The 21,031-nt window shown below is 73.2% G+C and carries 17 protein-coding genes; 11 read left to right on the top strand and 6 right to left on the bottom strand.

Annotation, left to right across the window (positions count from 1 at the left end; all coding sequences use genetic code 11):
- The first annotated feature begins 67 nt into the window (after positions 1 to 67).
- From ACN27B_RS18370 to ACN27B_RS18385, 4 genes are all read left to right on the top strand, one after another.
- Positions 68 to 1,048, top strand: coding sequence for a carbohydrate ABC transporter permease (locus ACN27B_RS18370; RefSeq protein WP_099161936.1), 981 nt, complete (start codon positions 68 to 70; stop codon positions 1,046 to 1,048).
- A 9-nt stretch (positions 1,049 to 1,057) separates the two neighbouring features.
- Positions 1,058 to 1,954 carry a carbohydrate ABC transporter permease gene (locus tag ACN27B_RS18375; protein ID WP_099161935.1) on the top strand — a complete coding sequence of 299 codons (897 nt, stop codon included), beginning with the start codon at positions 1,058 to 1,060 and terminating at the stop codon, positions 1,952 to 1,954.
- On the top strand, positions 1,951 to 3,384 hold the full coding sequence (locus tag ACN27B_RS18380) for a GH1 family beta-glucosidase (protein ID WP_422741076.1): 1,434 nt from the start codon (positions 1,951 to 1,953) through the stop codon (positions 3,382 to 3,384). Before ACN27B_RS18375 ends, ACN27B_RS18380 begins: the two co-directional genes overlap by 4 nt.
- Positions 3,385 to 3,467: 83 nt before the next feature.
- A complete protein-coding gene (locus ACN27B_RS18385) occupies positions 3,468 to 4,514 on the top strand; it encodes a LacI family DNA-binding transcriptional regulator (protein ID WP_422741077.1) in 1,047 nt (348 codons plus the stop codon).
- A gap of 30 nt (positions 4,515 to 4,544) precedes the next feature.
- Here ACN27B_RS18385 and ACN27B_RS18390 read toward each other — a convergent pair whose 3' ends face one another.
- A complete protein-coding gene (locus tag ACN27B_RS18390) occupies positions 4,545 to 5,756 on the bottom strand; it encodes an acyl-CoA dehydrogenase family protein (protein ID WP_422741078.1) in 1,212 nt (403 codons plus the stop codon).
- Positions 5,757 to 6,830 (bottom strand): phosphotransferase family protein, encoded by a 1,074-nt coding sequence (locus ACN27B_RS18395; RefSeq protein ID WP_099161932.1) that lies wholly within the window; start codon positions 6,828 to 6,830, stop codon positions 5,757 to 5,759.
- Between the two features lie 150 nt (positions 6,831 to 6,980).
- Here ACN27B_RS18395 and ACN27B_RS18400 point away from each other — a divergent pair, with 150 nt between their 5' ends.
- Both ACN27B_RS18400 and ACN27B_RS18405 read left to right on the top strand, forming a co-directional pair.
- The gene (locus ACN27B_RS18400; protein ID WP_098745747.1) at positions 6,981 to 7,685 is read left to right on the top strand and encodes an amino acid-binding protein; all 705 of its coding nucleotides are present in this window, start codon (positions 6,981 to 6,983) and stop codon (positions 7,683 to 7,685) included.
- Positions 7,686 to 7,765: 80 nt separating this feature from the next.
- Positions 7,766 to 8,908, top strand: coding sequence for a GNAT family N-acetyltransferase (locus ACN27B_RS18405; RefSeq protein WP_422741079.1), 1,143 nt, complete (start codon positions 7,766 to 7,768; stop codon positions 8,906 to 8,908).
- 178 nt (positions 8,909 to 9,086) lie between these two features.
- Here ACN27B_RS18405 and ACN27B_RS18410 read toward each other — a convergent pair whose 3' ends face one another.
- Positions 9,087 to 10,652, bottom strand: a complete 1,566-nt coding sequence (locus tag ACN27B_RS18410; RefSeq protein ID WP_422741080.1) for an aldehyde dehydrogenase family protein — start codon at positions 10,650 to 10,652, stop codon at positions 9,087 to 9,089.
- A gap of 429 nt (positions 10,653 to 11,081) precedes the next feature.
- On the opposite strand from ACN27B_RS18410, the gene ACN27B_RS18415 reads away from it, so the two are divergent.
- The 3 genes from ACN27B_RS18415 to ACN27B_RS18425 all read left to right on the top strand — a co-directional run bounded on the left by ACN27B_RS18415 (position 11,082) and on the right by ACN27B_RS18425 (position 17,274).
- Positions 11,082 to 13,952: a glycoside hydrolase family 9 protein gene (locus tag ACN27B_RS18415; protein ID WP_422741082.1), complete on the top strand. Its 2,871-nt coding sequence runs from the start codon at positions 11,082 to 11,084 to the stop codon at positions 13,950 to 13,952.
- A 233-nt stretch (positions 13,953 to 14,185) separates the two neighbouring features.
- Positions 14,186 to 16,618: a non-reducing end alpha-L-arabinofuranosidase family hydrolase gene (locus ACN27B_RS18420; RefSeq protein WP_422741083.1), complete on the top strand. Its 2,433-nt coding sequence runs from the start codon at positions 14,186 to 14,188 to the stop codon at positions 16,616 to 16,618.
- Between the two features lie 131 nt (positions 16,619 to 16,749).
- Positions 16,750 to 17,274 (top strand): GNAT family N-acetyltransferase, encoded by a 525-nt coding sequence (locus ACN27B_RS18425; protein WP_422741084.1) that lies wholly within the window; start codon positions 16,750 to 16,752, stop codon positions 17,272 to 17,274.
- Position 17,275: 1 nt separating this feature from the next.
- Here ACN27B_RS18425 and ACN27B_RS18430 read toward each other — a convergent pair whose 3' ends face one another.
- The 3 genes from ACN27B_RS18430 to bioB are packed head-to-tail and all read right to left on the bottom strand — an operon-like array spanning position 17,276 to position 19,004.
- Positions 17,276 to 17,782, bottom strand: coding sequence for a GNAT family N-acetyltransferase (locus ACN27B_RS18430; RefSeq protein ID WP_098745743.1), 507 nt, complete (start codon positions 17,780 to 17,782; stop codon positions 17,276 to 17,278).
- 3 nt (positions 17,783 to 17,785) lie between these two features.
- Positions 17,786 to 18,001 (bottom strand): hypothetical protein, encoded by a 216-nt coding sequence (locus ACN27B_RS18435; protein WP_099161928.1) that lies wholly within the window; start codon positions 17,999 to 18,001, stop codon positions 17,786 to 17,788.
- Positions 18,002 to 18,008: 7 nt separating this feature from the next.
- On the bottom strand, positions 18,009 to 19,004 hold the full coding sequence (gene bioB / locus ACN27B_RS18440; RefSeq protein ID WP_091579258.1) for a biotin synthase BioB: 996 nt from the start codon (positions 19,002 to 19,004) through the stop codon (positions 18,009 to 18,011).
- 144 nt (positions 19,005 to 19,148) lie between these two features.
- Between bioB and ACN27B_RS18445 the strand changes: the two genes are divergently transcribed.
- On the top strand, positions 19,149 to 20,294 hold the full coding sequence (locus ACN27B_RS18445) for an 8-amino-7-oxononanoate synthase (RefSeq protein ID WP_099161927.1): 1,146 nt from the start codon (positions 19,149 to 19,151) through the stop codon (positions 20,292 to 20,294).
- Positions 20,291 to 21,016 carry a dethiobiotin synthase gene (gene bioD / locus ACN27B_RS18450; RefSeq protein WP_422741085.1) on the top strand — a complete coding sequence of 242 codons (726 nt, stop codon included), beginning with the start codon at positions 20,291 to 20,293 and terminating at the stop codon, positions 21,014 to 21,016. The genes ACN27B_RS18445 and bioD overlap by 4 nt, the downstream gene beginning before the upstream one ends.
- Positions 21,017 to 21,031: the final 15 nt, after the last annotated feature.

Raw genomic sequence — 21,031 nt, forward strand, 5'->3', positions numbered from 1 at the left:
CGCGGTGCCCGCAGAGCCCGGCGTCGCCCGTGTGGCGGGTGACGCCGGCCGAGGAGAAGGACTCCCCATGAGCCTCGACCTGCACGCCACGGCGCCGCCCGAGCCCGGTCCGCCGCGCGCCGCCCGTCCCGCGCACCGTCGCGCCGCCTCCGCGACCAAGCTGGACCTGAAGTACTCGCCCTACCTGTACGTCCTGCCGTTCTTCCTGATCTTCGCGGTGTTCAGCGCGTATCCCATCGCGTACACGGTCTGGATCGCGTTGACCGACCGGTCCCCGCTGAACTCGACGATCTCGTTCGTCGGGCTGGACAACTTCGTCGAACTGATCACCGACGACCCGCAGTTCTGGAACGCGGTGGTGAACACGTTCGGCATGTTCGTGCTCTCCACCGTGCCTCAGCTGCTGCTGGCGCTGATGCTGGCCAACGCGCTGAACCGGAAGCTGCGCGCGCAGACGTTCTTCCGGATGGCCATCGCGATGCCGATCATCACCTCGACCGCGGTGGTCGCGCTGATCTTCTCGATGATCTACGCCAAGGACTTCGGCCTGGTCAACTGGCTGCTCGACAGCATCGGCCTGGACCCGATCGACTGGCGGGCGAACCGCTTCGCCTCCTGGTTCGCCATCTCCACCATGGTCGACTGGCGCTGGGTCGGCTACAACGCGCTGATCTACCTGGCCGCCATGCAGTCGATCAGCAAGGACATGTACGAGGCCGCGGCGCTGGACGGGGCCTCCCGGCGGCGCCAGTTCTGGTCGATCACCGTCCCGCAGCTGCGTCCGACGATCATCTTCACGCTGATCATCTCGACCATCGGCGGGCTCCAGCTCTTCACCGAGCCGTTGCTGTTCACCAGCGGCTCGGGCGGCCTCTCCGGCGGCTCGGAGGGGCAGTTCCAGACCATCACGATGTACCTGCTCGACGTGATGAACCAGCGCTTCCGGTGGGGGTACGCCGGGGCGGTCGCGCTCGTGCTCTTCGTGCTCATCGCGCTGATGTCGACGGTCAACTACCTGCTGGCCCGCCGCATCAGCTCCGACAAGTGAGGTGACGAGATGACGACCACCACGCTTCGCCCACCCACCCGGCCGACCGCGCCGGCGAAGGCCACCCACCAGGCCGAGCGGCTCTGGAAGGCCAGCCCGCTCACCTGGTTCGGCCTGGTCCTCGGCGTGATCCTGTCGCTGTTCCCGTTCTACTGGATGATCGTGATCGCCTCCCGGACGAACGACGCGGCCAACTCCTGGCCGCCGCCGTTCCTGCCCGGCGGAAAGCTCGGCGAGAACATCGAGCGGGTGCTCGCCAACGGCGACGCCAACATCGTCAAGGGGCTGCTGAACTCGTTCCTGGTCTCCGGGACGATCACCGTCGCCACGGTCTTCTTCGGCTCGCTGGCCGGCTTCGCGTTCGCCAAGCTCCGCTTCCGGGGCAAGAACGCGCTGCTGCTGATCATCCTCGCCTCGATGATGGTGCCGATCCAGCTCGGCGTGCTCCCGCTCTACATCCTGATGGCCAAGCTCGAGTGGCTGAACACCATGCCGTCGGTGACCGTGCCGTTCCTCATCGGCGGCTTCGGGATCTTCATGATGCGCCAGTACGCCGAACAGGCGGTCCCGAACGAGCTGATCGAGGCCGCCCGGGTGGACGGCTGCTCCACCTGGCGGGTCTACTGGCACGTGGTGGCGCCCGCGCTGCGGCCCGCCGCCGCGGTGCTCGGCCTGCTCACCTTCATGGAACAGTGGAACCAGTTCTTCTGGCCGTTCGTGGTGTTGGCCGACCCGTCCAACCCCACCGTCCAGATCTCGCTGCGCAGCCTCAACACCGCCTACTTCGCCGACAACTCGCAGATCTTCGCCGGTACGTTGATCGCGACCCTGCCCCTGTTCGTCGTGTTCGTTCTGTTCGGCCGCCAGATCATCGGCGGCATCATGGAAGGCGCCGTCAAGTCGTGAGCAACCCAGCCAGCCCGCCCGCCGTCGGCGTCCTCGACGGGGGCCCGGCCCTGACCTTCCCGCCCGGTTTCCTCTGGGGCGCGGCCACCGCCGCGTACCAGATCGAGGGCGCCGCGGCGGAGGGTGGCCGTACGCCGTCGATCTGGGACACCTTCAGCCACACCGAGGGTCGGACGGTGGCCGGGCACACCGGCGACGTGGCCTGCGACCACTACCACCGGATGCCGGACGACGTGCGGCTGATGGCCGACCTGGGGCTGCGGTCCTACCGCTTCTCCGTGTCCTGGCCCCGGGTGCAGCCGGGCGGCACCGGCGGGGTCAACCAGGAGGGGATGGACTTCTACCACCGCCTGGTCGACGAGCTGCTCGGCCACGGCATCGAGCCGTGGGTGACGCTCTACCACTGGGACCTGCCCCAGCCGCTGGAGGACGCCGGCGGCTGGCCGGCCCGCGACACCGCCGGCCGGTTCGCCGAGTACGCGCACCTGGTCGCCGACGCGCTCGGCGACCGGGTGAAGTACTTCACCACGCTGAACGAGCCGTGGTGTTCGGCGTTCCTCGGCTACGGCTCCGGCGTGCACGCGCCGGGCCGCAGCGACGGCGGGGACGCGGTCCGGGCCGGGCACCACCTGATGCTCGGGCACGGCCTGGCCGTGCAGGCGGTGCGGGCGTCCCGCCCGCAGGCGCAGCTCGGCATCACGGTGAACCTCTACCCGGTCACCCCGGCCTCCGGGTCGGCGGCGGACGCCGACGCGGCCCGCCGGATCGACGCGCTGGCGAACCGGTTCTTCCTGGACCCGGTGCTGCGCGGCGCGTACCCGGCGGACCTGGTCGCCGACCTGCGCGGGATCACCGACCTCGGGCACGTCCGCGACGGCGACCTGGCGACCATCTCGACCCCGCTGGACATGGTCGGCGTCAACTACTACAGCCGGCACGTGGTCGCCGCGCCGGTCGAGGGCGCGGAGCCGGAGCCCTACTGGCGGGCGCCGTCCTGCTGGCCGGGCAGCGAGGACGTGCGGTTCGTCACCCGCGGCGTGCCGGTCACCGACATGGACTGGGAGATCGACGCCCCGGGCCTGGTGGAGACGCTGGAGCGGGTGCACCGGGAGTACACCGACCTGCCGCTCTACGTCACCGAGAACGGGTCGGCGTTCGTCGACACGGTGGTCGACGGCGAGGTGGACGACCCGGACCGGCTGGCCTACTTCGCCTCGCACCTGCGCGCGGCGCACGCCGCGATCGAGGCCGGGGTGCCGCTCAAGGGCTACTTCGCCTGGTCACTGATGGACAACTTCGAGTGGGCCTGGGGCTACACGAAGCGGTTCGGCATGGTCTACGTCGACTACGACAACCAGGCCCGGATCGCGAAGTCCAGCGCCAGGTGGTACGCCGACGTGATCCGACGCAACGGCCTGGCCGCACAATAAGCTGGGCCAGCCAGTAACGGGCGGCCCGGCACCGACGCCTCAATCGGTGCCGGGCCCGCCCGACCGTCGGAGGAGCACAGACGATGACAACGCAGCGCACCCGCTCGCTCGGGCGCCCGACCCTCGACGCGGTCGCGGCCCGCGCCGGCGTCGGGCGCGGCACGGTATCCCGCGTGGTCAACGGCTCGCCGCAGGTCAGCCCGGAGGCCCGGGCCGCCGTCCAGCAGGCCATCGCCGAGCTGGGATACGTGCCCAACCGGGCCGCCCGGGCGCTGGTCACCCAGCGGACCGACTCGGTGGCGCTGGTCGTCTCCGAGTCCGGGGAGCGGGTCTTCACCGAGCCGTTCTTCGCGGCCATCGTCCGGGGCGTCAGCTCCGGGCTGGTGGAGACGCCCATGCAGCTCTGGCTGGCCATGGTGCAGTCGCCGATCGAGCGGGAGCGGGTCGAGCACCACCTCACCAACCAGCACGTCGACGGCGTGCTGCTGCTCTCCCTGCACGACTCCGACCCGCTGCCCACGCTGCTGGAGGAGCGTGGCCTGCCCGCGGTGCTCGGCGGCCGGCCGGCCCGGATGCTGCACCCGAACGCGCAGCCGGCGTGGTTCGTCGACGTGGACAACGTCGGCGGGGCCCGGCAGGCGGTGGAGCACCTGTTCGCCCAGGGACGCCGCCGGGTCGCCACCATCGCCGGCCCACAGGACATGGGCGCCGGCCTGGCGCGGCTCTCCGGCTACCAGGAGGCGGTGCGGGCCGCCGGGGGCACCGTCGACCCCGGGCTGATCGGGTACGGGGACTTCAGCGAGGGCAGCGGCACCGCCGCCATGCGCCGGCTGCTGGAGACGTGCCCGGACCTGGACGCCGTCTTCGTCGCCTCCGACCTGATGGCGTTCGGCGCGTTGCGCGCGCTGCGCGAGGCCGGCCGGCGGGTCCCCCAGGACGTGGCGGTGATCGGCTTCGACGACGCCCCGATCGCGCGCCAGGCCGAGCCGCCGCTGACCACGGTGTTCCAGCCGGTGGAGGAGATGGGCCGGCAGATGGCCCGCCTGCTGGTCTCCCGCATCCGGGGCGACGAGGTGCCCTCGCCGCACGTGCTGCTGGACACCGAGCTCATCCACCGCGCCTCCGCCTGACCCCGACCGCCGCGCGGGCGGCCGGGGCGGTCAGGACCAGCGGCGCAGTTCGCGGCGGGCCAGGGACGCCCGGTGGACCTCGTCGGGGCCGTCGGCCAGGCGCAGCGTCCGGGCCTGGGCCCAGAGCGCGGCGAGCGGGGTGTCCTGGCTGACGCCGGCCCCGCCGTACGCCTGGATCGCCTTGTCGATCACCCACTCGGCCATGGCCGGGGTGGCGATCTTGATGGCCTGGATCTCGGTGTGCGCGCCCTTGTTGCCGACCGTGTCCATCAGCCAGGCGGTCTTGAGCACCAGCAGGCGGGCCTGCTCGATCCGGACCCGGGACTCGGCGATCCATTCCCGCACCACGCCCTGCTCGGCGAGTGGGCGGCCGAACGCCACCCGGTCGAGGGCGCGCCGGCAGAGCAGCTCCAGGGCCCGCTCGGCCATGCCGACCAGCCGCATGCAGTGGTGGATCCGGCCGGGACCGAGGCGGGCCTGGGCGATGGCGAAACCGGTGCCCTCGGCCCCGACCAGGTTCTCCGCCGGCACCCGGACGCCGGAAAAGTCGATCTCGGCGTGCCCGCCGTGCGGGGCGTCGCTGTAGCCGAAGACCGTCATCCCGCGCCGTACCGTCACGCCCGGGGTGTCCCGGGGGACCAGGATCATGCTCTGCTGGCGGTGCCGGTCGGCGTCCGGGTCGGTCTTGCCCATCACGATGAAGATCTCGCAGCGTGGATCCATCGCCCCGGACGACCACCACTTGCGGCCGTCGACCACGTAGTGGTCGCCGTCGCGGGTGATCCGGGTGGCGATGTTCGTCGCGTCCGAGGAGGCGACCTCCGGCTCGGTCATGCAGAACGCGGAGCGGATCTCGCCGGCCAGCAGCGGCGCGAGCCAGCGCTCCCGCTGCGCGTCCGAGCCGAACTCGGCGAGCAGCTCCATGTTGCCGGTGTCCGGCGCGGCGCAGTTGAGCGCCTCCGGGGCCAGGTGCGGGCTGCGACCGGTCAGTTCGGCCAGCGGCGCGTACTGGAGGTTGGTCAGGCCGGCGCCGTAACGGGCGTCGGGCAGGAACAGGTTCCACAGGCCCCGGGCCCGCGCCTCGGCCTTCAGCTCGTCCATCACCGGCGGGCGGGCCCACGGGTCGCCGGCCGCGAGCACCTGCTCGTGGTGCACCGGCTCGGCCGGGTGGACGCACTCGGTGAGGAACGCCTCCAGCCGCTGCCGCAGCTCGACCGTCCGGTCGTCGTACGCGAACTCCATCTACTTCTCCCTCACCGCGTGCAGACCGTGCGCGACCAGCGGCGCCACCATCTCGCCGATCCGGTCGAACCCCTCGCCGAGCGTCTGCCCGAGGGTGTGCCGGTAGTGGATGCCCTCGCAGATCACCGCGAGCTTGAAACAGCCGAGCGCCACGTGCCAGTGCAGCGGGCCGACGTCCACGTCGCTGCGGCCGGCGTAGCGTTCGATCAACTCGGCGCCGGTGGGGAAGCCGGCCCGGGGGCCGATGCCGTCGGCCACCGGGTTGCCCTCGGCCTGCTCGCTGTCGCCGAGCACGTCCCAGTAGGTCAGCAGCAGGCCGAGGTCGGCGAGCGGGTCGCCGAGCGTGGCCATCTCCCAGTCGAGCACGGCCCGCACCGCCACCGGGTCGACGGTGGCGAGCAGGTTGTCCAGCCGGTAGTCGCCGTGCACGATCCGACCCGCGTTCGCGCCCTCCGGCACGCTGCCGGCCAGCGCGTCGCGCAGTTCGTCGATGCCGGGCAGCGGGCGGCTGCGGGAGCGGTCGAGCTGGCCGGCCCAGCGGCGCACCTGCCGGGCCAGGTAGCCCTCCGGTCGGCCGAAGTCGGCCAGCCCGACCTCGGCCGGCTCCACCCGGTGCAGGGTGGCGAGCGTGTCCATCATCGCCATGGCCAGGTCACGCCGCTGGTCGGCGGTGAGCGCGTCGGTCTGCTCGCGCCGCCGGTAGACCTCACCGTCGACCTTCGCCATCAGGTAGAACGGCGCGCCGATCACGCTGTCGTCCGGACAGAGCAGCAGCGCCTCGGGGACCGGCACCCCGGTCGGGGCGAGCGCCGAGATCACCCGGTGCTCGCGGGCCATGTCGTGCGCGGTGGCCAGCACGTGCCCGAGCGGCGGCCGGCGCAGCACGACCTCACGGTCACCGGCGCGCAGCAGGTAGGTCAGGTTGGACTTGCCGCCGGCGATCAGCCGCGCCGACAGCGGCCCGGCCAGATCCGGCCGGTGCGTGGCGAGGTGGGCGGCGAGCCGGTCGAGGTCGAGCCCGCGTGGGGCCGGACCGGTCGGGGGCCGGGCAGCGTCGACGGCCGGATCGGTCATCCGAATAGTTGATGGCAGCTCAGCTTTCTTGTCAAGGTCGGATTTTCCCGCCGGGACATGCCGCTGCAACGGGGGCGAAATGGTCAGCCGGCAGGCTGGGCCCCAGCCTGCCGGCCGTCGGGCCGGCCCGCCGAGCGGAGGGGATCAGACATGCTGCTGAGAGTTCGGGTGACCCTGCCGGACCGACCGGGCACGCTCGGCCAGGTGGCCCGGACGCTCGGCGTCTCCGGCGCCGACATCGTGCAGGTGGTGGTCCTGGAACGGCTCGGCGGGCGGGCGGTCGACGACTTCACCGTGGTCTGGCCGGGCGCGGCGCGGGTGGAGCGGCTGCTCGCCGGGCTGGCCGCGATCCCCGGTGTCCGGGTGGACGGGGTGTGGCGGGCGATCGGCGCGCCCACCACCACCGGCCAGGACGCCGAGCTGCTCGCCCAGGTGGCGGCCAACCCGACCGACGGGGTGGCCACGCTCGTGGACGCCGTGCCCGGGCTGCTCGCGGCGGACTGGGCGGTGGCCGCCGTGGTCCCGCTGGACTGGGCCTCGCGCAGCGGCGAGTGCGGCACGGCCACGGTCGGGCACGCGAGCTGGCGGGCCCCGAGCCCGCCCCGGCTGCCCGAGGTGACCCCGCTGCGGGCCCGCGCCCTGACCGCGCCGGACGGGCACCACTACGCGGTCGCGCCGTTCGGTCGGGCCGGCCTGGTGCTGGTGGTCGCCCGCGACCACAGCGAACCGCTCGCGGCCGCCGGGTTCCACTCCACCGAGGTGGACCGGCTCGCCCAGCTGGTCCGCGCCAGCGCGGTGATCCTCGGCGACCGGCTGGACCTGGTCGGCGCGCCGCCGGTGACCACCATCACCTGACCGGTCGCGCCGCGTCACCCCGGGGCAACGGGGGCGCAACAGGCGGCCGGCATGGTCGGGGGTGAGGAAGGGAGACAACCATGGCGCTCTGGCGGATCCGAGCCACCGTGGACGACCGGCCGGGTTACCTGTCGGTGCTCACGGCGAGCCTCGCGTTGCGCGGGGTCAACATCCTCACCGTGCAGGTGCACACCACCGAGGTCGGCGCGGTCGACGACTTCCTGGTCGACGCGCCCGAGCAGGTCACCGAGGCCGAGCTGCGGGCCGCCGTGGAGCGCGGTCGGGGCCGGGACTGCTGGGTGGCGCGCAGCGAGGCGCGCGGGTTGGCCGACGAGCCGACCCGGGTGCTCGGCCTGGCCGGCCGGCTGGTGCGCGACCCGGAGGCGGCCGGCGCGACGCTGCGGACGCTGCTCGGCGCCGACGCGGTGACCTGGCGCCCGACCCCGGCCGCCGCGCCCGGCGGCGTGGGCGGCACCACCATGCTGCTCACCGACCCGGCGGGCGGCGGCTACGAGCTGCGCCGCCGGGAGCCGAGCTTCACCCCTGCCGAGTACGCCCGGGCGCAGGCCCTGGTCGAGCTGGCGGCGACCCTGGCCCGTCGGGACGTCGACCGGGTCACGCTGGTGCTGCCGGACGGCGCGGAGGTCACGGTGCGGCCGGCCACCGTCGAGGACGTGCCGGCCGTACGCGAGCTGCACGCGGCCTGCTCGGCGCGGAGCCGGCAGCGGCGCTACCTGAGCGGGGCGGCGGACCCGTCGCCGGCGCGGCTGCGCCGACTGCTGGAGCCGGCCCGGGGGGTGACAGTGCTCGCCACGGCGGGCTCCGGCGGGGCGGCGGAGCCGGTCGTGGCCATGGCCAACCTGCTCGGCGAGGGGGACGAGGCCGAGGCGGCGCTGCTGGTGCGCGACGACTGGCAGCGCCGGGGCCTCGGCTCGGCGCTGCTGCGCCGCCTGGTCGGGCACGCCGAGCGGGCCGGCTACGCCGCCGTGCTGCTGCACGTGCAGGCGGAGAACACCCCGATGCTGCGGACACTGCGCCGGCTGGACCGGCCGGTGGCGGTGGAGCGCGACGGCGCGGTGCTGACCGCGACGCTCCCGCTGGTCCCGGCGACGGCCGGGTGGCCGGCGCCCGGCGGTACGGCGGGCGCGGTGACCGGCGGACCGGCGACGGCCGGTCGCGGCGCGGGCGCCGGTGCGGTCGTGCCGGCGCAGCGGTCGGATTGAGCTGACGGTCGTCCGGTCCGACCACGGAGGTGAGCCGCAACGGCGCGGCACGCCCGAGGGGCCCGACCGGACGGCCGCAACCGGCGCCCAGTGCGCCACCCGGACCGACTCCCGATGCGGGGGACGGTGACACGGCGGGGCCCCCGGTGCGGGGGCCCCGTTCGTGTGTCGGGACGGCTCAGGTGGCCGGGTAGCTGCTGTAGTCCGGGAAGTTGCCGTAGAGGCGCCGGTCGCCGCCCACGGTGACCGCCTGGACCAGCAGGTCGCCGCCGACGAACGCGCCCTTCCAGGACGCGCCCCGGCCGCCGAACGGCTCGTCCCGGTCGCCCCGGGAGCGGGGCTTGTTGATGCCCACCTTGAACGCCTGCAGGTCGACCGCCAGCTTGCCGGCCAGCTCCTCGTCGTCGCAGGCCAGCGACGCGACCAACGCGCCGTTGGAGGCGTTCATCTGGGCCAGCAGCTCGTCGGTGGTGTCCACCACGACGATGGTGTCCACCGGGCCGAACGGCTCGGCGTGCATCAGGCGGGACCGGCCGGGCGGGGCCAGCAGCACGGCGGGGGCCACGTACGCCGAGGTGTCCTGCCCGTCGAGGAACGGCGCCCCGTCGAGCTTGCCCCGGTGCAGCGGCACGGCGCCGCCGCGTACCGCCTCGTCGACCTTGCGCCGCAGCTCGTCGGCCTTGGCCGCGCTGATCAGCGGGCCGAAGTCCAGCTCCGGCAGCGGGTCGCCGGCCGACCAGTCGTCGCCGACGGCGAGCGGGTGGCCGAAGCGGACCGAGCGGACGACCGGCAGGTACATGTCGAGGAACTCGTCGACCAGGTCCCGCTGGACCACGAACCGGGGGTACGCGGTGCAGCGCTGCTTGCCGTACTCGAAGCCCTTCTTCAGGTGCGCGGCGAGCGTGTCCCACTGGGAGAAGTTCCAGATGCCCCAGGCGTTGAGGCCCTCCTGCTCGATGAAGTGCCGCTTGTCGGAGTCGAGCAGCGCCGCGGCGACCTTGCCGCCGTTGGAGCGCCCGCCGACGAACGCCACCGCGCCGATCTCGGGCGCGCGGACCAGCACCTCGGACAGTTCCTCGCCGCTGCCGGAGACCAGGGTGGCGGGCAGCCCGGCCCGGCGCATCAGCGCGTGCGCGACGGTGAGGCAGACCGCGCCGCCCTGGGACGGGGTCTTGGCGATGACCGCGTTGCCGGCCAGGAGCTGCACCAGTTCGGCGTGCACGAGCACGCTCATCGGGTAGTTCCAGGAGGCGATGTTGCTGACCGGGCCGGGCAGCGGCTCGCGGCCGTCGGCGAGCATCCGCTCGATCTCACCGACGTACCAGCGCACGCCGTCGAGCGCCCGGTCCACGTCGGCGCAGGCGAGCCGCCACGGCTTGCCGATCTCCCAGACCAGCAGCAGGGCGAGCAGGTCGCGGTGCGCGGTGAGCGCGTCGAGCGCGTCGGTGACCCGGGCGGTGCGCTCGGCCAGCGGGGTCCGGGCCCACTCCCGGTGCGCGGTGGCGGCGTGGGCGACCGCGGCCCGGGCGGCGTCGGCGTCGAGCCGGGCCAGGTTCACCAGCGTGGTGTTGTCGACCGGGCTGCGGACCGCGGTGGGCGTGCCGAGCGCCCGCCACTGGCCCTCCACGAGGTTGTGCAGCGTGGCGCCGCCGTCGGCGCTCGTGTCGAAGGCCTCGGGGGTGGCGGCCACGGCCCGGGCGAGGGTGTCGGACCAGGAGGTGCCGTCGGCGAGTCGAAGGGCCATCGCGATCTCCTCAGGTTGTCCGGGGGAGCGGCGGCGTCGATGGCACCGCTGGTGACGCGTACTGTCCCGCGGGGCCGATCGGGCGGGCAACCGTACGCTCGTATGCCAGGACGCGAGGCCCCCTCCCGTCGGTCTCCGCGCTCGGCGCGGGTGTCGCCGGCTTGACTCTGAGCTGCGGATACGCCTGCAACCCAACCATGAACATCGATGATGTGATTCATCTCCATCGGGTTACCGACGGGTAGGGCGGCCGGGGGCCGCCGCCGTCCGTCTTCCCAAACCGCCGCGCACGCCGTTACATTGTCGCTTATCCATGGGAGCGCTCCCGCGCCTCCGCGGTCCACCCCACCACCACCACTGCGCGGCGGTCCGGCCGGCACGTCCCCGCCGGTCCGGGCCGCCGTGCGGCATCCTCCACAGGAGCTCGCCATGCTTCGACCGACCCCGCCGCCGCGCGGTCGCCCGTCCCGCCGGTGGCTCGCCGCCGGCGCCGCGCTGGTGGCCGCGCTGGCCACCGTCGCCCCGCTCCCGGCCGCCGCCGCGCCCGCCGCCGCGCAGGCCGCGCCCGCGTTCAACTACGCCGAGGCGTTGCAGAAGTCGCTGTTCTTCTACGAGGCGCAGCAGTCCGGCCGCAAGCCCTCCTGGAACCGGGTCTCCTGGCGAGGCGACTCGGCGCTCACCGACGGCGCCGACGTCGGCGTCGACCTGACCGGCGGCTGGTACGACGCCGGCGACCACGTGAAGTTCGGCTTCCCGATGGCGTTCAGCGCCACCATGCTCGCCTGGGGCGCGGTCGAGTACCGCGACGGGTACGTCGCCTCCGGCCAGCTGACGCACCTGCTCAACAACCTGCGCTTCGTCAACGACTACTTCGTCAAGGCGCACCCCGCGCCGAACGTCCTCTACGGCCAGGTGGGCAAGGGCGACGACGACCACAAGTGGTGGGGTCCGGCCGAGGTGATGCCGATGGCGCGGCCCGCGTACAAGATCGATGCGAGCTGTGGCGGCGCGGACCTGGCGGGGGAGACGGCGGCCGCGATGGCCGCCTCGTCGATGGTCTTCCGGTCCACCGACGCGGCCTACGCGGACAAGCTGCTCGGCCACGCCAAGCAGCTCTACACGTTCGCCGACACGGTGCGCAAGAGCTACCACGAGTGCATCACCGACGCGACGAGCTTCTACCGGTCGTGGAGCGGCTACCAGGACGAACTGGTCTGGGGCGCGATCTGGCTCTACCGGGCCACCGGCGACGCCACCTACCTGGCCAAGGCCGAGAGCGAGTACGACAAGCTCGGCACCGAGCCGCAGTCCACCACCCGCTCCTACAAGTGGACCATCGCCTGGGACAACAAGCAGTTCGGCGCGTACGTGCTGCTGGCCAACCTGACCGGCAAGCAGAAGTACGTCGACGACGCCAACCGGTGGCTCGACTACTGGACCGTCGGCGTCAACGGGCAGAAGGTGCCGTACTCGCCGGGCGGGATGGCGGTGCTCGACTCCTGGGGCGCGCTGCGCTACGCCGCCAACACCGCGTTCGCCGCGCTGGTCTACAGCGACCGGACCACCGACACCACGCGCAAGGCGCGCTACCACGACTTCGCCGTTCGGCAGGTCAACTACGCGCTCGGCGACAACCCGCGCAACTCCAGCTACATGATCGGGTTCGGGAACAACGCGCCGAAGAACCCGCACCACCGCACCGCGCACGGCTCCTGGTGGGACAGTCAGACCGTGCCCGCCGAGACCCGGCACGTGCTCTACGGCGCGCTGGTCGGCGGCCCGTCGGCGGCCAACGACGCGTACACCGACAGCCGGTCGGACTACGTGATGAACGAGGTGGCCACCGACTACAACGCCGGCTTCACCTCCGCGCTGGCCCGGCTCACCAACGAGTACGGCGGCAGCCCGCGCGCCGGCTTCCCGGTCGCCGAGACACCCGACATCGACGAGCTGACCGTGGAGACCACGGTGATGCAGGCCGAGCCGCGCGCCACCGGGCTCAAGGCGATCGTCTACAACAAGTCGGCGTTCCCGGCCCGGGCGCTCACCACCGGAAAGTTCCGCTACTACTTCCGGCCCGACGGCACCGGACCGGTCACCGTCACGCCCGGCTACACCCAGGGCTGCCCGTCGCCGTCCACCGCGAAGCAGTTCTCCGGCGACATCTGGTACGTCGAGGTCGACTGCACCGGCTGGACCATCGCGCCGGCCGGGCAGTCGCAGCACCGGATGGAGGTCCAGTTCAAGATCGGCGTGCCGGAGGGTGGCACCTGGGACCCGACGAACGACCCGTCGTACCAGGCCACCGCCGGGCCGAACCGCAAGGTTCCGCTCTGGTCCGGCGGCGTGCGGGTCTGGGGTGACGAGCCCGGCCCGGCCACTCCGGACACCACCGCGCCCAGCGTCCCCGGTACCCCGGTCGCCTCCGCCGTCACGTCCACCGGCCTCACCCTGACCTGGCCCGCCTCCACCGACACCGGTGGCAGCGGCCTGGCCGGCTACGAGGTCACCCAGGCCCAGACCGGCAGCGACGCGCTGGTGCTGCGGACCGCCACCACGAACACCCTGGCCGTGACCGGGCTGCTGCCGGAGCGGACGTACCAGTTCACCGTGCGGGCCCTCGACGGCGCCGGCAACCGGTCCGCGTCGTCGGCGGCGCTGACCGTCACCACGCCGGCCGCCCCGGCGCCGGACACCACCCCGCCGACCGCGCCCGGCACGCCCACCGCCTCCGCGATCGGCCCGACCGGCCTGACACTGACCTGGGGCCCGGCCACCGACGCCGTCGGCGTCACCGGCTACCGCGTCTACCGGGGCGGGACCGTCCTGGTCGGCTCCGCCACCGGCACCACGCTGGCGGTGACCGGGTTGACCGCCTCCACCGCGTACACCTTCACCGTGGTCGCGGTGGACGCGGCCGGCAACATCTCGCCGGCCTCGCCGCCGGTCACGGTCACCACCACGGCCCCGCCGACCGGCGGCGGCTGCGCGGTGACCTGGACGGCGAACACCTGGGACACCGGGTTCACCGCGAACATCACCGTCACCAACACCGGCACCACCGCGATCAACGGCTGGACGCTGGCCTTCACGTTCCCGAGCAGCGGGCAGAAGGCCGGGCAGGCCTGGTCGGCGAACGTCACCCAGACCGGGGCGGCCGTGACGGCGTCGAACCTGTCCTACAACGGAACCCTCGCGCCGGGTGCGTCGACGAGCTTCGGCTTCAACGGCACCCACACCGGCACCAACCCGAGGCCGTCGGCCTTCACCCTCAACGGGACGGCCTGCGTCGTCTCCTGAGCGCCGGCCCGGCGAGCGTGGTCGGTCACCGTACTCCGGGTGGCCGACCACGCCACGCCGCCTTTCCTGCGGCGCGGGACCGGGGGCCCGGCGCACACCTTTCCGAAACTTTTCCGAAACCTGTTGTCCTGGACCGGGACCCGATGTAAGCATCGATGTTAATCGATCTTTAACCAGGGCGTCCGGTCGTAGGCACTCCGACGGCCCGGGTGCGGGCCAGTGAGGAGGCCAAGGTGGCAATCAGCCCATTCGTTCCCCGTGGCGGGAACAGGCGGCGGCGGTCGCCCGCCGTCAGAGCGCTGCTCGCCGGCGTGGTCGGCGTCGTGACAACCGCCGCGGTCGCGGTCGTGATGCCGTCGGCGAACGCCGCGGCGAGCACGCTGGGTGCGGCGGCGGCGCAGTCGGGTCGCTACTTCGGCACGGCGATCGCGGCGAGTCGGTTGAACGATTCGACGTACAGCACGATCGCGGGTCGTGAGTTCAACATGATCACGGCTGAGAACGAGATGAAGCCGGACGCGACGCAGCCGCAGCGGGGTCAGTTCAATTTCAGCTCCGGCGACCAGATCTACAACTGGGCGACGCAGCGTGGTCTGAAGGTGCGGGGTCACACGCTGGCGTGGCATGCGCAGCAGCCGGGGTGGATGCAGAGTCTGAGCGGCGGCAACCTGCGTCAGGCGATGATCGACCACATCAACGGGGTGATGGGTCACTACCGGGGCAAGTTGGCCGCGTGGGACGTGGTCAACGAGGCGTTCAACGAGGACGGCAGTCGCCGGCAGTCGAATCTGCAGGGCACGGGCAACGACTGGATCGAGGTGGCGTTCCGTACGGCGCGGGCGGCGGATCCGTCGGTGAAGCTGTGTTACAACGACTACAACATCGAGAACTGGTCGTACGGCAAGACGCAGGGTGTCTACCGGATGGTCCAGGACTTCAAGTCCCGTGGTGTGCCGATCGACTGTGTGGGGTTGCAGACCCACTTCACCGGCGGTAGTTCCCTGCCGGGCAACTTCCAGACCACGCTGTCGAGCTTCGCCGCGCTGGGCGTGGACGTGGCGCTGACCGAGGTCGACGTCACCAACGCCTCCACGTCCCAGTACGCGGGGCTGACGCAGGCGTGCCTGAACGTGCCGCGTTGCATCGGCATCACGGTGTGGGGCGTGCGCGACAGCGACTCCTGGCGCTCGGGCGAGAACCCGCTGCTGTTCGACGGCGGGGGCAACAAGAAGGCCGCGTACACCTCGGTCCTCAACGCCCTCAACGCCGCCGCACCGACCTCGGGGCCGACCACGACCCCGACCACCGGGCCGCCGCCGAGCGGTGGCGCCGGCCGGATCGTCGGAGCGCAGTCGGGCCGGTGCGTCGACGTGCCCAACGCGTCGCAGACCAACGGCACCCGCGTGCAGCTCTACGACTGCCACGGCCAGACCAACCAGCAGTGGACGTACACCGCCAGCAAGCAACTGATGGTCTACGGCAGCAAGTGCCTCGACGCGAACGGCGCGGCCACCGGGAACGGCACCGGAATCATCATCTGGGACTGCAACGGCCAGTCGAACCAGCAGTGGAACGTCAACGCCAACGGCACCATCAGCGGCGTGCAGTCCGGCCGGTGCCTGGACGTCTGGGGCACCGGCAACGGCCAGCAGATCCAGCTCTACGACTGCCACGGGCAGTCCAACCAGCAGTGGCGGACCGACTTCGGCGGCACCACGCCCCCGACGTCGACGCCGCCGACCACGCCGCCCGCGGGCGGGTGTGCGCTCCCGTCGACCTACCGGTGGTCGTCGACCGGCGCGCTGACCAACCCGCAGAACGGCTGGGTCTCGCTCAAGGACTTCACCAACGTGGTCTACAACGGCAAGCACCTGGTCTACGGGTCGAACGTCAACAGCAGCGGCCAGTACGGCTCGATGAACTTCAGCCTGTTCACGAACTGGTCCGACATGGCCTCGGCCAGCCAGACCGGAATGAGCCAGGGCACGGTGGCGCCCACGCTGCTCTACTTCGCGCCGAAGAACATCTGGGTGCTGGCGTACCAGTGGGGACCGACCTCGTTCAGCTACAAGACGTCGAGCGACCCGACGAACGCCAACGGCTGGTCCTCGGCGCAGACGCTCTCCACCGCCACCCTCCCCGACGCCCCGTACGGCGTGATCGACCAGACGCTCATCGGCGACGACCAGAACATGTACCTGTTCTTCGCCGGGGACAACGGCAAGATCTACCGGTCGAGCATGCCGCTCGGGAACTTCCCGGGCAGCTTCGGTTCGAGCTACACGACGATCATGACCGACTCGACCAACAACCTGTTCGAGGGCGTCGAGGTCTACAAGGTGGCGGGCCAGAACCAGTACCTCATGATCGTCGAGGCGATCGGGAGCCAGGGACGCTACTTCCGGTCGTTCACGTCCAGCAGCCTGAGCGGCACGTGGACCCCGCAGGCGGCCAGCGAGAGCAACCCCTTCGCCGGCAAGGCCAACAGCGGCGCGACGTGGACCAACGACATCAGCCACGGTGACCTGGTCCGCACCAACCCCGACCAGACCAAGACCGTCGACGCCTGCAACCTGCAGTTGCTGTACCAGGGCAAGAACCCGAGTGCGGGCGGCGACTACAACCTGCTGCCGTGGCGGCCGGCGGTGCTGACCCTCCAGCGCTAGGCGCCACACCGTCCGAGGACAGCGTGCCCGGCACCCGTGCGGTGCCGGGCACGCTGTCCGACGGGTGACGTCCCGGCCGGACGGCCGAATTCGGGGCGACCGCCGACCGGCCACCCCGGTAGCCTCCCGGCATGCCCGAGCTGATCACCCCGACCATCCGCCTGCACCGGTCCTGGCTGGCCGCCCGGGACGAGTGGGGGCGTGGCGTGCACCAGGACGGCGCGGGGCTGCGCCCCGCCGACGACGTCGACACCCCGGCCGGCTTCGCCGCATGGGTGGACGGGCTGCGCGCCGGGGAGGACGAGTCCCGACTGCCAGAGGGCATGGTGCCGGCGCTCTACTGGTGGATCGTCGAGGAGGACGAGGTGCTCGGGGCGATCTCGCTGCGGCTGCGCCTCAACGACTTCCTGCGCGAGGCCGGCGGCCACATCGGCTACGGGGTGCGCCCCTCGGCCCGGCGGCGCGGGCTGGCCACCTTCGCGCTCGGCGCCGCGCTCGCCGAGGCGGCCCGGCGCGGCATCGACCCGGTGCTGGTCACCTGCGACGTGGAGAACACCGCCTCGGCGCGGACCATCGAGCGGCACGGCGGGGTGCTGGAGGACGTCCGCGACACCGAACTGGGCCGGCTGCGCCGGTACTGGATCGCCACCCGCTGACTCAGCCGGGCAGGTCCTCGGCGAGCAGGTCCATCAGCAGCGCGTCGTGCCAACGCCCGTCCGCCCCGCGCTCGTAGCGGCGCATGATGCCCACCGGGCGGAACCCCACCTTCGCGTACGCGCGGATCGCCGCCGTGTTCGCCGCCGCCGGGTCGATGGTGAACCGGTGGTGGCCGTACTCGTCGACCAGGTGCCGGGCCAGCGTGCGCACGGCGTCCCCGCCCAGCCCGGCGCCGCGTGCCGCCGGGTCGAGGAAGATGTCCAGGCTGGCGTGGCGGTAGTCCGGGTCGGTCTCGGCGTACCACTGGATCGCGCCGACCAGCCGGCCGGAGTGCTCGATCGCGTAGACGGTCAGCGCCTCGTCGGCCAGGTCGGCGCGGACCGCCTCGACCAGGTCGTCCCCGCCGCGCCACCAGCGGCGCACCTCCGGGGTGGCCCGGATCGCGGCCAGCGCGGGCACGTCCTCGTCCGTCGCCGGTCGCAGCGTCACCGCCCGTCCCCGCAGCACGCCTCAGCCCCGCCGCTCGCCGTGCTCGACGCAGACCGCCGACCAGCCGGTCGGCACGACCTGCACCTTCATCCGCCGCCGGCAGGACGCGCACCAGCGCGGCGGCTCCAGCGCCCGGGCCGCCGCGCACGCCGGGTGCGGGCCGGCCGCGACCGACTCGCCGCACCTGTCGCACCAGAGCGCGGCGGGGAGGGCCGTGGCGGGGGAGGGTTCGGTCACCGCTGCCTCACAGGGTCGCCGAGAGCGCCTTCACCGGCATCTTCAGGTCTTCCAGCAGCTTCAGGTCGTCGGTCGCCGGCCGACCCAGCGTGGTCAGGTAGTTGCCGACGATGACCGCGTTGATGCCGCCGAGCAGACCCTCGCGGGTGCCGAGGTCACCGAGGGTCAGCTCGCGGCCGCCCGCGTAGCGCAGGATGGTGCGCGGCATGGCCAGCCGGAACGCGGCGATGGCCCGCAGCGCGTCCTTGCCCTCGACCGTCGGGCGGTCACCCAGCGGCGTGCCCGGACGCGGGTTGAGGAAGTTCAGCGGCACCTCGTGCGGGTCCAGCTCGGCGAGCTGGGCGGCGAACTCGGCACGCTGCTCGACCGTCTCGCCGAGCCCGAGGATGCCGCCGCAGCAGACCTCCATGCCGGACTCGCGGACCATCCGCAGCGTCTCCCAGCGCTCCTCCCAGGAGTGCGTGGTGACCACGTTGGGGAAGTAGGAGCGGCAGGTCTCCAGGTTGTGGTTGTAGCGGTGCACGCCCATCTCGACCAGCTCGTCGACCTGCTCCTGGGTGAGCATGCCGAGCGAGGCGGCGACCTGGATGTCGACGGCGGCGCGGATGGCGGCCACGCCCTCGCGCATCTGCGTCATCAGCCGGGCGTCCGGGCCGCGCACGGCGGCCACGATGCAGAACTCGGTCGCCCCGGTCGCCGCGGTCTGCTTCGCGGCCTCGACCAGCGCCGGGATGTCCAGCCAGACCGAGCGCACCGGCGAGGTGAACAGGCCGGACTGGGAGCAGAAGTGGCAGTCCTCCGGGCAGCCGCCGGTCTTGAGCGAGACGATGCCCTCGACCTCGACCTCCGGGCCGCACCACCGCATCCGGACCTCGTGGGCGAGCTGGAGGGCGGCGGGCAGGTGCTCGTCGGGCAGGTTCAGCACGGCGAGGATGCCGGCCTCGTCGAGGCCGACGCCGTTCTCCAGCACCCGGGTCCGGGCCTGGTCGAGGATCTCTGGCATGGCTCGTAACCTAACAGGCCGCCGAGACACCGGGAAACCGCTGGCGAGCCGGGACCGCGCCACGCCGGGGCGGTCCGCCCGGGTGGTAACTTCGCCCCGCGGAAGCGCCCGGCGGGGCGGGGAGTCGGCGGGAGGGGACGGCAGGTGGCGGACTGGCTGGCGGCCCTGGACCGCCGGGCCGAGCTGCGGGCCCGGGCCGGTCTGACCCGCACGCTGCGCCCGCGGGCCGCCGACGACGCCGTGGTCGACCTGGCCGGCAACGACTACCTCGGCCTGGCCACCCACCCGCAGGTCACCGCCGCCGCCGCGCGGGCCCTCTCCGGGTACGGGCTGGGCGCCACCGGGTCGCGCCTGGTGCGCGGCTCCACCGACCTGCACCACGCGCTGGAGGACGACCTGGCCGGCTGGCTCGGCGTCGACCGGGCGCTGGTGTTCTCCTCCGGCTACCTGGCCAACCTCGCCGCGGTCCGGGGCCTGACGCAGCCGCGTACGCTGCTCGTCTCCGACGCCCACAACCACGCCTCGCTGATCGACGGCTGCCGCATCTCCGGCGCGGAGACGGTGGTGACGCCGCACGCGGACGTGGCGGCGGTGGAGGCGGCGCTGGCCGCCGCGCCGGGCCGACCGGCGGTGGTGGTGACCGAGTCGGTCTTCTCGGTCGACGGCGACCTGGCCCCGCTCGCGCGGCTGCACGCGGTGGCCCGCCGGCACGGCGCGCTGCTGCTGGTCGACGACGCGCACGCGCTCGGCGTCACCGGTCCGGCCGGGGCCGGCGGGGTGGCCGCCGCCGGGCTGGCCGGCGCGCCGGACGTGGTGGTCACGGCGACGCTGTCCAAGGCGCTCGGCGGGGCGGGCGGCGTGGTCGCCGGGCCGGCCGAGTTCGTCCGGCACCTGGTGGAGACCGGGCGCACGTTCATCTTCGACACCGCGTTGCCGCCGGCGGTGGCGGCCGGGGTACGCGCCGCGGTGCGGCTGGCCCGCGCCGGGGACGCGCTCCGCGCCGAGCTGGCCGACCGGGCCGCGCTCGCGGTGCGGGTGCTGGGCGAGGCGGGGCTGTCGGTCTCCGCGCCGGACGCGGCAGTGGTGTCGGTGACCGCGCCCGGCCCGGAGGCGGCCACCGCCTGGGCCGCCGCCTGCCGCGACCGGGGTGTGGCGGTCGGCTGCTTCCGACCCCCGTCCACGCCGGACAGCCGGTCCCGGCTGCGGCTGACCATCGGCGCCGGGGTGGACCGGGCCGACTTCGCCCGGGCCCTGGACGTGATCGTGGCGTGTGCGCGGGAGGTCTCATGAGCGACGGCTGGACCGGACCGGTGCTGGTGACCGGCACGGACACCGAGATCGGCAAGACCGTGGTGACCGCGGCCGTCGCCGCCGCCGCGCAGGCCGCCGGCCTGCGGGTCGCGGTGGTCAAGCCCGGCCAGACCGGTACGGCCACCGGTGAGCCCGGCGACGTCGACTCGGTGACCCGGCTCGCCGCCCCGCTCACCGGCCGGACGCTGGCCAGCTACCCGGACCCGCTCGCCCCGCTCGCCGCCGCCCGGGTCGCCGAGCTGCCGCCGCTGGAGCTCTACACCGCCGTCGACGCGATCCGCGAGGAGGCCGACAAGCACGACCTGGTGCTGGTCGAGGGCGCCGGCGGGCTGCTCGTACCGATGGGGTTGCGCCCGTCCGGCGAGCCCTGGACGGTGGCCGACCTGGCCGTGTCGCTCGGCGCGCCGGCGGTGGTGGTGACCCGGGCCGGCCTGGGCACGCTCAACCACACCGCGTTGACGCTGGAGGCACTGGAGCGGCGGGCCGTCCCGGCCAGCGTGGTGATCGGCGCCTGGCCGGCGGAGCCGGAGCTGGTGCACTGGCTCAACCTGTCCGAGCTGGTGCCGAACCTGCTCGGCGCGGTCCCGGCCGGCGCCGGCGGCATGGACCCCGGCGTGTTCCGCCGGTCCGCCCCCGGCTGGCTCACCCCCGCCCTCTACGGCGTGCTCGACGACTGGCGGGCGTGGGCCGAGGAGACCTGACCTTCGTCGGTGTCC

It is taken from the genome of Micromonospora sp. WMMD754, assembly GCF_049315235.1.
GTDB lineage: Bacteria > Actinomycetota > Actinomycetes > Mycobacteriales > Micromonosporaceae > Micromonospora > Micromonospora sediminicola.

Coding starts and splice junctions, on each gene's coding strand:
- ACN27B_RS18405 (WP_422741079.1), top strand. CDS start 7,766: ATGGCGCTCTGGCGGATCCGAGCCACCGTGGACGACCGGCCGGGTTAC.
- bioD (WP_422741085.1), top strand. CDS start 20,291: ATGAGCGACGGCTGGACCGGACCGGTGCTGGTGACCGGCACGGACACC.
- bioB (WP_091579258.1), bottom strand. CDS start 19,004: ATGCCAGAGATCCTCGACCAGGCCCGGACCCGGGTGCTGGAGAACGGC.
- ACN27B_RS18425 (WP_422741084.1), top strand. CDS start 16,750: ATGCCCGAGCTGATCACCCCGACCATCCGCCTGCACCGGTCCTGGCTG.
- ACN27B_RS18400 (WP_098745747.1), top strand. CDS start 6,981: ATGCTGCTGAGAGTTCGGGTGACCCTGCCGGACCGACCGGGCACGCTC.
- ACN27B_RS18395 (WP_099161932.1), bottom strand. CDS start 6,830: ATGACCGATCCGGCCGTCGACGCTGCCCGGCCCCCGACCGGTCCGGCC.
- ACN27B_RS18370 (WP_099161936.1), top strand. CDS start 68: ATGAGCCTCGACCTGCACGCCACGGCGCCGCCCGAGCCCGGTCCGCCG.
- ACN27B_RS18390 (WP_422741078.1), bottom strand. CDS start 5,756: ATGGAGTTCGCGTACGACGACCGGACGGTCGAGCTGCGGCAGCGGCTG.
- ACN27B_RS18415 (WP_422741082.1), top strand. CDS start 11,082: ATGCTTCGACCGACCCCGCCGCCGCGCGGTCGCCCGTCCCGCCGGTGG.
- ACN27B_RS18410 (WP_422741080.1), bottom strand. CDS start 10,652: ATGGCCCTTCGACTCGCCGACGGCACCTCCTGGTCCGACACCCTCGCC.
- ACN27B_RS18375 (WP_099161935.1), top strand. CDS start 1,058: ATGACGACCACCACGCTTCGCCCACCCACCCGGCCGACCGCGCCGGCG.
- ACN27B_RS18385 (WP_422741077.1), top strand. CDS start 3,468: ATGACAACGCAGCGCACCCGCTCGCTCGGGCGCCCGACCCTCGACGCG.